This is a genomic window from Moraxella sp. DOX410 (genome assembly GCF_032248735.1).
Lineage (GTDB): Bacteria > Pseudomonadota > Gammaproteobacteria > Pseudomonadales > Moraxellaceae > Faucicola > Faucicola tetraodonis.
Window position 1 is genome coordinate 678,942 of sequence record NZ_CP135138.1, and the last position, 11,931, is coordinate 690,872.

Here is an 11,931-nt window from a genome sequence, read left to right on the forward strand (position 1 = left end):
AGAGGTCTAAAGCAATGAATCAATCGTATCAAGGTAAAATAACGACTTCAATCAAATATGTAGTTATTGCCATGTCGATGATGGTGGCGGTAAGTACCTCGCAGGCAGATGTCGTCAAAAAGCAAATTGGTGACCTAGAGATTTATGCCTTGCCCACGCCTGGCAATCCAAATATCATGATGATGCTTGATATCTCAGGTAGTATGAATTCATCATTGAGTGGATGTAAGAGTGGTACAACACAAACTAGAGATACAAGTTTTGTTTATACAGATGCAACTGACAGTACTAAAACTTTTACTACTACTATCTCAAATCTGCAAAGTTGTACTTCAAGCACGACCAATAAGACGATTTATAATCGAATCAATAGCCTTAAAGTGGCTTTGTTAACCTTACTTACCAACAATACAGTTAGTAATGATATTGGCTTAGGCGTTGGTATTTTTTCTTATAATGGTGATGGTAAAACTGGTATCATTCGCTATCCAATACAAAAGCTCACAATGGCAAATCGCCAGCTAATGGCAAATTATGTTGCAGGGTTAACTGCTAGGGGTGGTACACCGACACCGAGTGCGTTTGCGGAGGCAGGCGCTTATATGCTGGGCACTAAAACATCAGGAACTGGTTCAGGCTTTACGAACTCCGATAATATTACAAAAATACCCGATAGAACTAAATATCAACAAGGCGCTCAACAAACTACCTGTGCAGGTAATGGAATCTATTTATTAACAGACGGTGAGCCTAATACCAGTGTTACTGCTACACAAGCGCAAGCATTAATGAATACATCCCTAAGCACTACTGCTACAAAAGTAACTAATTGTGGGCTATTGCCAGATGGAAAGTATGGTGCTTTAGGTTGGGGCTGTATGGCGAACTATGGACAAATTTTAGCTTCAAATAGTAATGCCACTGGTATTCCTATCAAGACAGCTACGGTGGGTTTTGGTTCGGATATGGCAGGTCTAAGTACACCCACTACGATTAATGGCAAGAAAATATATAACTGCACCTCATCAACTAATAAAGATGTTCAAAACTTATGTAGACTTGGTCAAGAGTTTGGTGGTGGCGGCTATTACTATGCCGATTCACCACAGGATGTTATAGATAGCTTGACTGCGTTTATGGATGTATTAAGTGCTGATATTCGACCAGTCCCTTCAGGAACGATTGTGGTACCTGATGACCCTTATCGCGCAGATAGCCAACTTGCAGTTGCCTACTATCCGATTTTGCAAGCAGAAGTGGGTAAATCAACTGCTGTTTGGTCAGGTAACCTCAAAAAATATAACCTTAATGAAGGTACCTTATATGGTAAATCCAATTCTGCATTGTTCTCTGACATTGCGGGTAAATTAAATCCTAGTACAGAGGATTTATGGAGTGCTGTGAGCATCACCAAAGATGGTGCTGTCGCTAATGATCTAGTGACATCAGGTGGTTTTTTTAGTAATTTGAAAACCCCTGATACGGCAGTCAATAACATAAGGACGTTGTATCTAGAAGACAAACAGTCTGCAACGAATAATACACCAGTAATACGCAAATTTGGTGTTACTAGTGCAGGCAAACTCACCTTGACCAATCTGTCAGATACTAGTGGAGATGCGATTAGTGCCACTAATACCTTTAACGATACCGCTATTTACAGCCGCGATAAAATTAATTATTTGCTACAGTTTTTGGGTTTTACATTGACTGATGCGCAAAAAACCCAAGCCTTAGCGGATTTGGTACTCACTGCACCAGCGTCACCTGTCAAAGTCCTTGGAGCCACCATCCATTCAACACCAAGCATGGTGTCCTACTCAGCCGATCTTGACACCGATGGTAAAGTCAGTAATACCCGTGATGATTATGCGTTATTCGGTTCCAGTGATGGGTCACTACACATGGTAAATGCTGATGACTATACTACTACAGGCAATGGGGGAAGAGAGCAGCTTGCCTTTATCCCTAAACAAATGCTCATCAGCCAACCACAGGCGCTTATCAATGGTACGAGCACAGAGGTGGGTAAACCTTACTTTGGTGTGGACGCCCCTTGGCTAGTGAGTGCTAATTATTTTTATGACCTTGATAACAACAGAGTCACTGTAACACCTTGTCCAGCAGATACGGTTAACGACCCAAGTAATACTCGAGACTGCCGTAATACCTATGTCCGTGCTTATGGCGGACTACGGATGGGCGGAGAAGGTATGTATGGCTTAGATTTAACGGATAAAAATAATCCTAAGATGTTATTTAGAATCGATTCTGCTACGAGAGGTTTTAGCCGCATGGGACAAATTTGGGCAAAACCTACCAAGGCAAAAATTGCCACAGGCATAGACTCGACAACCAAAAAAGTCAATGCTTATAAAGATGTGTTAGTCTTTGGCGGCGGTTATGATACCTGCTATGAAGATGAAAACTATCAAGTTGGCACCACAACTTCGACCTTAAGCAATCAAAAATCACAGGCGTGTAACCGCACAACCGCTGCAGAATCTCTAGGCAACGCTGTCTATATGGTGGATGCCAAAACGGGTGCGCTTATTTGGTCAGCCACCAAAGCAGCCAATACGGTATCAGGTGCTACCAATACAACAGTCTCTACCCTCAATAATAGTATCGTAGGCGGGATTACCGTCCTTGACCGCAACAATGATGGTTATATGGATCAGTTATACTTTGCTGACATGGGCGGTCAAGTGTTCCGTGCTGATTTTACCAATGCTGGATTCATCAAACCTGTAAGCAGTGGCACAGCTGCACCTGAAACTTCATTTAGTAATACGCGCGTAGTGCGTCTGCTGCAACCTGCCTTTACTGGCACAGATATCAAATATAATCACCGTTTTTATGAGCGTCCTGCCGTCAGTTTTTACCGTGGCGATAGTAGCTTTAATAACAGCCGATTGTTCGCTGTGGTTAATGTCATCTCAGGTGACCGCAGTTCGCCGTTATCAAAATTACGTACTAGCGATGCCTATGCCGATAGACTGTATGGCATTATGGACACCGATGTCACGTTGGTAGATAGTATCTTATATGCCAGTGATTTTACCACCCGCAAAGAATCTACCGCCACAGATGCGCCTAAAGTACAAAAAGTGGTAGACTTGACCGCCAATACCACAGCCGCTAGCGACTTATTGGCGTTACCTACGGTTACCAATGATTATACTTTAGCTACCAAACAAGCGGCTATCACTTCTGTAAAAGCCAAACGTGGCTGGTATTATCCATTAACGCGCTTTGATGGCTTTGATAAGGTCAAATATACCAAAGGCGTGGGTAAGTCTGAGGTTATTGATAGTTTCTTATATACCACTGTCTACAACCCCGATATGAACTATGGCGTCACTGAATCTTGTTCTGCAAAAATCACAGGCGGCTCGGAGCGTCAATTGTACTGTCTACCTTACGGTATCTGCTTAAAAGAAACCACAAATTCAGCAGGGGCGGCTATCGATGAATATGCTGCATCTAAAAATGGCACGGCAGGTTTTGCGCGGGCAGGGCAAGGTATCCAAGAATTGACGCTAGGACCGCGTAGTTCTGCATTGTCTAATCAACGCCTATTGATTGGTACGCAAACAATTACGGATAGAGCCTCCAACCGAGTGGAGTTTGGTGATGACAGCAGTAAGCTGTTGGCGGGTGATACGGGGTCTAATAATATTGGACTTGATCGAATTAGCCAACCATTATCTGGTCTAAGTAAGACCACGGGTGATGGCTCAGCTATAGAGAATATCTACAATGATCGATATACCTTAAAGCCAAATACTTGGTATGAAGTCAATAAATAACTGAGGCAATGATGAATCGTCACAAGGGCTTTACGCTGATTGAACTGATGGTAACAGTAGCGATGGTTGCGATACTCGCCAGTATCGCTATTCCATCATATCGGCAATATGCCATTCGCAATGCCGAATCGCAAGCGCAAGCGAAAATGAAGCAGCTAGAGATTGAGCTCAATCGCTGGCGGGCGACTTCACTGACTTATAAAGGCTTTTTACCCAAAAAAATTGCTAGTGACGGTACGGTCAGTTACGGTTATGATGAAACAGATAATAAAACTATTTATGTCCCTGCCAATAGTACCAGCAGTAATTATCACTACAAAATACTGTTAGTGGATGGCGACAATACTGCCAATAGTCTGGTGCCAACGGCATCTTCGACGCTCGCTAATAGCTTGACGGCAGGTAGAGCATGGGTGATGTTTGCCACCCCTAACCCCACAAAATTTAACGATGCGCATAAAATTTTGCTCACTAGTAGTGGAACACAATGCAAAACCAAAAATAGTGACACTAGCGTTACCATCGCATCAACCAACTGTGGTACTTATTCGGAGACTTGGTAATGAAAAATCGATATCGCCAACAAGGCTTTACCCTAGTCGAGATGATGATTGTGGTGGCTATCATCGGTATATTGGCGGCGATTGCTTATCCTAGTTACCAACGCTATGTCATCAAAACCAAACGCACTGATATGATGACTGAGTTGCAAAATATCGCCTCGCAAATTGAATCGCGTAAACTGGCACAAGGCAGTTACACGAACGCAGGCACGGGATTAGATGGGAGTTTCCCTAGAAGTGGTACAGCATTATATACCATCACCCTAGCACCTACTCCCCTCACTGACCGTTGGACAATTACAGCCATACCAGTTAGTTCATCGCAGATGGCAAATGATGGTACGCTCACTCTAAACGCTCAAGGAGTCAAATGCCGAGGTAGTGCATGTGGTATGGGTCAAGAGTGGAATAACTAGCTTATTAAGCTAAGCATTGAACAATTTTTGGCAGTATGGACAATATTTAGGTTGGGTGATATAAAAAAGTGACAAAAATTGTCATATCTTTGACAATAACATACGGATAGATGAATAAATTGGGATAGTTAAAAAAATCATTTAGATAAGCCTCGATACACTAAATAATTTTTAAATTAGTCGCCAAGTAGAAGGCATATTCGTGTTGATTTGGCTGAAAAATTAAATTGGCACAAAAACTGCAGTAATTCTATTAGTAACGCAGAGTGATAGTTAGCAAAACTTTGCAAATTGACTTAATTAATTGGATGACTGGCTATATAATTAACTATATGATTAGGTTATTCATTTTATACACTCAAAAATAGGAGTTCATTATGAACGCTCAAAAAGGTTTTACCCTGATTGAATTAATGATTGTTATCGCGATTATCGGTATTTTAGCGGCGATTGCAATTCCACAATATCAAAATTACATTGCTAAATCGCAAGTAAGCCGCGCTATGGGAGAAACAGCCGCAATTAAAACTGCTGTGGAGAGCTGTTTAAATGAAGGTAAAACTGCACAGGGTGCATGTCCATTAGGGGTTACTACATCTAATATTCAAACTATAACAGTTCAAGGTGCTGCTCCTGCTACTGATGGTACTAATGGTGCTGCTTTGACTACAGGTGCTACGATTGTAGCTACTTTTGCTAATAATGCAGCTGCTACCTTAAAAGATAATAGTGCAACATTAACTTGGAAACGTGATGCTAATGGTTCATGGGCTTGTTCAACCACCGCTGATGCTAAATTTAGACCAGCTGGTTGCTCAGGTTCATAATATAACGTTAATAAGTTTATACAAGCACATCTTCGGATGTGCTTTTTTATTAAGTTATTATGCATTCGAGAAAAATAATGAAGCGTGTGAGTTGGGATTATATTTTTTTATGTTTGCCGCTTGCATTTATTAGTGGGGCATTCTTTGGCTTTAGTAGTGAATGGATGCATAACATAATTGATAGTTGGCGGTTACAAGAATGTTTAATACTGTTATTAAGCTTTATATATGGAATTCTACGTTTCAACATAATAACTATTAAAACATCAAAATGCGTACCCCTGACTATTTTCTTATTGTCGATATATACTCTTACCATCATTTACTTTTCTAAAAATAGTTTATTGGCTTTATTAGATATCTCATTAATGGGTGCATTATTATGTTATAGCTATTTCATTTACCTTTTAATGATTCAACTTCCAATACCAAAAGTAGAATTGGCAATTGCTATTGTCGCACTTAGCCCACTAGGTTGTATTATATGGTTATTGATAGGTTATTATTTATATATCTCTGCTAATGTGCCATTAGTTTGGCATGGATTATTTACTAATATTCGTTATTACGATGATGCATTATTACCTTTAATATTTTTATTATGGTATCGACCTAGTTTTCTAAAAAGATTTTCAAAAACCACAACTCTAATCGCTAGTTTTTTTCTTTTAACCTTATGGCTAGATGCTGCTCGTGCTAACTGGTTAGGGATTAGTGTTGGTTTAAGCGCTATCGTGTTATTTTATCCTAAAGGCTATCAAAAAATACTAAAACCACTTATAAGTATATTGATTAGCTTTATTTTATATCGGATTATTCAATGCTTTGATACTTCTGCTGCCCAATATACTGTTTTGCGAGAGGAAGATGGTACGCGATGGCGAATGTGGCTAAACGCTTGGCATCACTGGTTGGCTAATCCATTAATGGGGCTTGGTGGCGGGAATTTCGTTTTTGCTAAAGAAATTAACCCTTTAAAAATCGGTCATCCCCATAATCTTATTGTACAATTAGTGGTTGAATGGGGAGTGACAGGGCTGCTTATCAGCTTTTTAATTGTTTATATTGTTCGATGGATATTTAATAAACGTTCACAGCTTCCCGCAATATTATTTGCAGGTATAATAACGCTATTAGTCAACATGTTATTGTCTGGTGCTCATGTATATCCAGTTAGCCAAATGACTATGCTAATTTATTTTTGCTTTGTCATGAGTAACATACAAATAAATCTAAATAGCAGGTCTATTTATTTCCTCACAATTAATAAATTTAATGATGTTAAAGAAATAAAGATTTTAAAATGGGGATTAGGCTTTATCTTGATAATTCTCTTAATTATCTCAGATAGTTTTTTTCAATATGGAAATGATAAAGGGATGGTGAATTCTAGCCCCTCGTTAGGACCTAGATTTTGGTCAAATGCTCATTTGGTGAACATGGAATGATTTTTGTATAGATTATATGGTGTATTATCCAAAACAAGATATATAAATTATGCTCGATTTCGTCATGGTGAGGATTTAAAGTAAATTGCTGAGCAATACAATATTATATTTTAAAGGGCTTTACCCATAATGGTATATAAAAATAATACAGGATTTACTCTAGTAGAATTAATGATAGTAATTGCTATCATTGGCATTTTATCCGCTATTGCTATAGCCCAATACCAAAATTATATGGTTAAAGTACAGGCAGGTAGAATTATTGGTGAGATTGGCGAGCTTAGATTGTCAGTAGAAGACTGTCTTAATAATGGTGTTACTAATATAGGTTTGGGAGCTAACGAATGCGACCCTAGGGCATCGCCATCTAATATTATTCAAGGTAATTCTCAAGTAGGGATTGTATTGCCTGACAATACTGGTGTTGCACAAATTACAAATCCTTTAACCCAACAATCTACCATCACCGCTACTATATCTAACCAGACCTCACCAGTAATTCATGGTAAAAAAATTGTTTGGGAAAGAAATAGCAATGGTAGCTGGTACTGTAAGTCTAATATCGAGCAAAAATACCTTGGTTCAAACTGTAACTTCGATAATACTATTAACTAATTTAGTCATGATAATATGCTAAAGCTTATGAAAATAATAAAGTGTTAAATTAACTCAAAATTTTTTCTTCAATATGACTATAAGATAAGAAAAATGCTAAACTACCCCGTTTAGCATTTTTGCGTTTAAAGCCCACGAAAAACACCATGCTACTATCGACATCAAACCAAACGCTCACCCAAGATATCCGTCTATTTACCCTATTCATGGGGTTAGCAATTTTGACATACCTCATGCCTTGGCATTCGCCACTGGGGCGGGATTTTGTGGTCAATGCCACCGCATTTGGGTTTGTGAGTTTGGCAATCGCGGCTTTTTTCTGGCAAAACCCGATCACAAAGTTTAGCAAATCTGTGCTCACTTGGTTGCTGCTAGCGCTATTGATTGTATGTCAGCCATTATTCAACCATATCGCTTACCCCGATGCGCTGATATTCCCCGTGATAAGCTTGCTGGTGGTTGCCTTGACTGCTTTGATAGGGACCAATATTGAAAATAAAGCGAATTTATTAAACCGCTTGTTTATTGCAGTATATCTCATGGCAATCGTCACCTTTATGATTCAAATGATGCAGATGAGCGGCTATCAGATTGATTATAAAGGTTGGGTGATTGCCCGTGGTAACGCCAATGGCGGACGCTATGACGGCAACTTTGGGCAAGCCAATCACGCAGGCTATGCGTTTGTGCTCGCGCTGTGTGGGGTGATTTATCAACTGCAGCAGTCGTTTCAAGAAAGGTTAAATGCGCCGCAGTGGCTCATTGGTCGATACCGACAATATGCGCGATTTGGCTTGATGGTATTGTTTGTGATATTTACCATCGGGCTTGCCTTAACCCAAAGTCGGGCGGGTCTGGTGATGATGCTGGCGGTGATTCCCATTTTCTTTTTGACCCAGCCGATAGCATGGAAAAGCAAATTATCGGCTAGCGTTTTTGGTCTTGTCGTATTTGTGCTGTACTATATGGGCGCAAGTTGGATTAGTAATTATAGTAGCGCCAATCAGCTTGGGGCGGTGAGCCGTATGGCGGGCGGGCAGGGTAACCGCTCGGCGATGAGCGAACGCGCCATGATGATATTTCATGACCATGTGCTCACCGGGGTCGGCTGGAACAACTACATGGGGGCAAGCGTTGATTATGCCCAATATTTTAAATGGCCAGAGATTGCCGACCATTCGCATAATTTTGCTACCATGATTTTGGCGGAGCTAGGGGTGTTAGGCGCGCTATGCTTTGTGCCGATTGTTTGGCTACTCGTGCGGGCGATTCATTTGCGGCATAGTAGCGAAAGCGCAATTGCACTGGCGTTTGTCATCGCCAGTATCTTGTATGCCAGTGTAGAATACCCGTTATGGTATTTTCGCTATCTCGCAGTTTTTGCCTTATTTTTGGCATTGATTGATCAGCGCAACTGGCAGCTTGTGTGGCCAAGCAAACTAAGAAAAGCCATGTCTTTTATCATGCTTGGTTTGGCGATGTTATCAGGCTACTATATTTGGCAATATTTTCATCTCAATTATTTGGATTATAATCGCTTTATCAAGCACACCAATCATCTAAACCAAGACCAAGGAATTGACTACCAAAATGAGGTGTTTGGCTTTAGTGCGTATCATGACCGCATCCTTGCGATGCAAGTGCCGATTAATCGCCATCAGGCAAGCGTCAAAGAAGCCATCTTTGAAGAGGTGCTAAATACCGATTCTTCCCAGTATAATATATTAGCTTATGCACAGTTCTTAGCCTATAAAGGTGACCAGCAAGCGGCATTAAAACATATCGAAGCGGCTTGTGTCATGGTAAAAAATTTGTCGGATTGTGATAATGTGGATACTGACTTGGGTAACTTGGCCAAACAAGATCCTGCGACATTTGCAGCTTTATACCGTGAGTTTAGACAATGGCGTGATGCCAATCCTGAAAAAACAGGACTCAAACCATAATGCAGCGGGTAATTTTTTTAGTATGGCAAAATATCGCGTTCCGACTTATCGTGGGTTGGGGGGTGGTGGTGGTGTTGCCCGCCTTGCTGATGTGGCGAATGCGCTTTTTGCAGGGGCGCTGGCTGATTACTGAATTTAATAGTATGGTGTTAGCCACCTTGGGTGTCTTGCTCGTCACCCTTGGTTTGCGCAAACTCACCCAGTTTCCAGGTCAACGCTCCATCAGCTTTGTGTTGCCAACTTTATTGTTGGTGATGATGCTGTTAGGCATGGTGATTATCGTTTTTCGGTTGCCGTATTCGCTATATTACTTTGGCTTATCGGGCGTTATCGGGGTAGTGTTTTTCTTTTTATCATTTTTACTTGAGCAAAAAGCGCACCAACCTTATATGGCGTATATTCCACTGGGACATTGTCAAAACTTTGAAGCGATTTTTCAAATCCGTTGGCTGCGTCTTGAAAAACCGCATCTGGATGCCATACAATCCAAAAAAGTGCAAGCGATAGTGGCAGACCTGTCATCGCCTGCACTCGATGAAGACTGGCAGCGATTTTTAACCGAGCAAACGTTACAGGGCAGACCGGTGTATAATAATCGCCAAGTGTATGAGTCTTTGACCGGTCGTCTGCCGATTCATCATTTGTATGAAAACGAGTTGGGCTCGCTGTTGCCATCGCAGACCTATTTAAGGTTTAAACAACTGATTGATATTATAGCGATTTTATTGGTCTCACCCTTTGTATTGCTGATTGCGGTGGTCACTGTCATTGCGATACGGTTGGAAAGTCCGGGCAGGGCAATATTTGTCCAAGAGCGGGTCGGGCAAGGCGGCAAATTGTTTAAAATTTATAAATTTCGCAGTATGCGCTTTGACTCAGAAAAAAACGGGGCAAAACTGGCGCAACAAAATGACCCGCGTGTGACTAAAGTCGGTAAGTTTATTCGTAAAACCCGTATCGATGAGTTGCCGCAATTTTTGAATGTGCTCAAAGGCGATATGAGCCTGATTGGACCGAGACCCGAACAGCTGAGTTTTGTCAAAACCTTTGAAAAAACCATCCCTTTTTATAATTATCGCCATATCGTCAAACCCGGTATTTCTGGATGGGCGCAGGTCACACAAGGGTATGCCAGTGATACCGATGAGACAGCGCTTAAGGTACAGTACGATTTTTATTATATTAAACATATTTCTTTTGCATTAGATATCTTGATTGTACTCAAAACCATTCAAACCATGCTGACAGGTTTTGGGGCTAGATAAACTGCGACAAATAACTTTAGCCATAATAGGTAGTGCACTATGTTAACCAATTCAACCATTCTAGTGACCGGCGGGACAGGCTCATTTGGGCATACCTTTGTGCCGATGACGCTTGAAAAATACAATCCCAAAAAATTGATTATCCTGTCGCGTGACGAGATGAAACAGTGGGAAATGGCAAAACTGTACCAAGGCGACCCGCGGGTACGTTTTTTTATCGGTGATGTGCGTGATAAAGACCGTCTATATCGCGCGCTTGATGGGGTGGATTATGTGGTGCATGCGGCAGCAACCAAAATCGTGCCAACCGCCGAATATAATCCGTTTGAATGTGTCAAAACCAATATCAACGGGGCAATGAATTTAATTGACGCCTGTATCGATAAAGGGGTGAAAAAAGTCGTTGCCTTATCGACTGACAAAGCGTCCAGTCCAGTGAATCTGTATGGCGCGACCAAATTGGCATCGGACAAACTGTTTGTCGCAGGCAACGCCTATTCAGGTGAGCATGGCACACGCTTTTCGGTGGTACGTTATGGTAATGTCATGGGGAGTCGTGGCTCGGTGATTCCGTATTTTCTATCAATTAAAGACAGTGGCGTACTGACCATCACAGACCCGCGTATGACCCGTTTTATGATTTCGCTTGAGCAAGGTGTGGAACTGGTTTGGCATGCATTTGAAGACATGGTGGGCGGCGAAATTTATGTCAAAAAAATTCCCTCCATGACTATGCCAGATGTGGCAACTGCCGTTTCTGCCGCTGCTGAGCAAAAAATCATTGGTATTCGTCCTGGCGAGAAACTGCATGAGCAAATGATTAGTGCTGAAGATTCTTTTCATACCTACGAATATCCCGAGCATTTTAAAATCTTGCCTGCGATTAATGGCTGGGATGAAACGCCTGAGCGTATCAAAGATGGTGTTAAAGTGCCAGAAGGATTCGTGTACGCCAGTGATAATAACAGTGAATGGATGACAACTGGACAACTCCAAGAATGGATTGAAACCAACAAAGCAAAAATTGGTAAAATTTAAT

Annotated in this window: 9 protein-coding genes; all 9 read left to right on the top strand. The window is 41.2% G+C overall.

Translation table 11 applies throughout. From position 1 onward, the window contains the following. Positions 1–14 precede the first annotated feature (14 nt). The 9 genes from RNZ41_RS03130 (at position 15) to pseB (ending at position 11,930) form a co-directional block, all read left to right on the top strand. Positions 15–3,812, top strand: a complete 3,798-nt coding sequence (locus RNZ41_RS03130; RefSeq protein WP_314027564.1) for a pilus assembly protein — start codon at positions 15–17, stop codon at positions 3,810–3,812. A gap of 11 nt (positions 3,813–3,823) precedes the next feature. Beyond that, the gene (locus RNZ41_RS03135) at positions 3,824–4,375 is read left to right on the top strand and encodes a type IV pilin protein (protein ID WP_314027565.1); all 552 of its coding nucleotides are present in this window, start codon (positions 3,824–3,826) and stop codon (positions 4,373–4,375) included. Next, on the top strand, positions 4,375–4,791 hold the full coding sequence (locus tag RNZ41_RS03140; RefSeq protein WP_314027566.1) for a type IV pilin protein: 417 nt from the start codon (positions 4,375–4,377) through the stop codon (positions 4,789–4,791). Before RNZ41_RS03135 ends, RNZ41_RS03140 begins: the two co-directional genes overlap by 1 nt. 377 nt (positions 4,792–5,168) lie before the next feature. Further along, positions 5,169–5,618 (top strand): pilin, encoded by a 450-nt coding sequence (locus RNZ41_RS03145; protein WP_314027567.1) that lies wholly within the window; start codon positions 5,169–5,171, stop codon positions 5,616–5,618. A 77-nt stretch (positions 5,619–5,695) separates the two neighbouring features. Then, positions 5,696–7,066, top strand: coding sequence for an O-antigen ligase family protein (locus tag RNZ41_RS03150; protein WP_314027568.1), 1,371 nt, complete (start codon positions 5,696–5,698; stop codon positions 7,064–7,066). 129 nt (positions 7,067–7,195) lie between these two features. Next, complete coding sequence (locus RNZ41_RS03155) at positions 7,196–7,681, top strand: pilin (protein WP_314027569.1); 486 nt, start codon at positions 7,196–7,198, stop codon at positions 7,679–7,681. A 146-nt stretch (positions 7,682–7,827) separates the two neighbouring features. After that, entirely contained in the window at positions 7,828–9,627 is a 1,800-nt protein-coding gene (locus tag RNZ41_RS03160) for a PglL family O-oligosaccharyltransferase (protein ID WP_314027570.1), read from the top strand. Beyond that, positions 9,627–10,892, top strand: a complete 1,266-nt coding sequence (locus tag RNZ41_RS03165) for an exopolysaccharide biosynthesis polyprenyl glycosylphosphotransferase (protein WP_314027571.1) — start codon at positions 9,627–9,629, stop codon at positions 10,890–10,892. Before RNZ41_RS03160 ends, RNZ41_RS03165 begins: the two co-directional genes overlap by 1 nt. 39 nt (positions 10,893–10,931) lie before the next feature. After that, entirely contained in the window at positions 10,932–11,930 is a 999-nt protein-coding gene (pseB, locus tag RNZ41_RS03170; protein ID WP_099808335.1) for a UDP-N-acetylglucosamine 4,6-dehydratase (inverting), read from the top strand. Position 11,931 lies beyond the last annotated feature (1 nt).

Excerpts from the sequence above, each read along its gene's own strand:
- RNZ41_RS03145 (WP_314027567.1), top strand. The coding sequence starts at position 5,169 with ATGAACGCTCAAAAAGGTTTTACCCTGATTGAATTAATGATTGTTATC.
- RNZ41_RS03150 (WP_314027568.1), top strand. The coding sequence starts at position 5,696 with ATGAAGCGTGTGAGTTGGGATTATATTTTTTTATGTTTGCCGCTTGCA.
- pseB (WP_099808335.1), top strand. The coding sequence starts at position 10,932 with ATGTTAACCAATTCAACCATTCTAGTGACCGGCGGGACAGGCTCATTT.
- RNZ41_RS03135 (WP_314027565.1), top strand. The coding sequence starts at position 3,824 with ATGAATCGTCACAAGGGCTTTACGCTGATTGAACTGATGGTAACAGTA.
- RNZ41_RS03155 (WP_314027569.1), top strand. The coding sequence starts at position 7,196 with ATGGTATATAAAAATAATACAGGATTTACTCTAGTAGAATTAATGATA.
- RNZ41_RS03165 (WP_314027571.1), top strand. The coding sequence starts at position 9,627 with ATGCAGCGGGTAATTTTTTTAGTATGGCAAAATATCGCGTTCCGACTT.
- RNZ41_RS03160 (WP_314027570.1), top strand. The coding sequence starts at position 7,828 with ATGCTACTATCGACATCAAACCAAACGCTCACCCAAGATATCCGTCTA.
- RNZ41_RS03130 (WP_314027564.1), top strand. The coding sequence starts at position 15 with ATGAATCAATCGTATCAAGGTAAAATAACGACTTCAATCAAATATGTA.
- RNZ41_RS03140 (WP_314027566.1), top strand. The coding sequence starts at position 4,375 with ATGAAAAATCGATATCGCCAACAAGGCTTTACCCTAGTCGAGATGATG.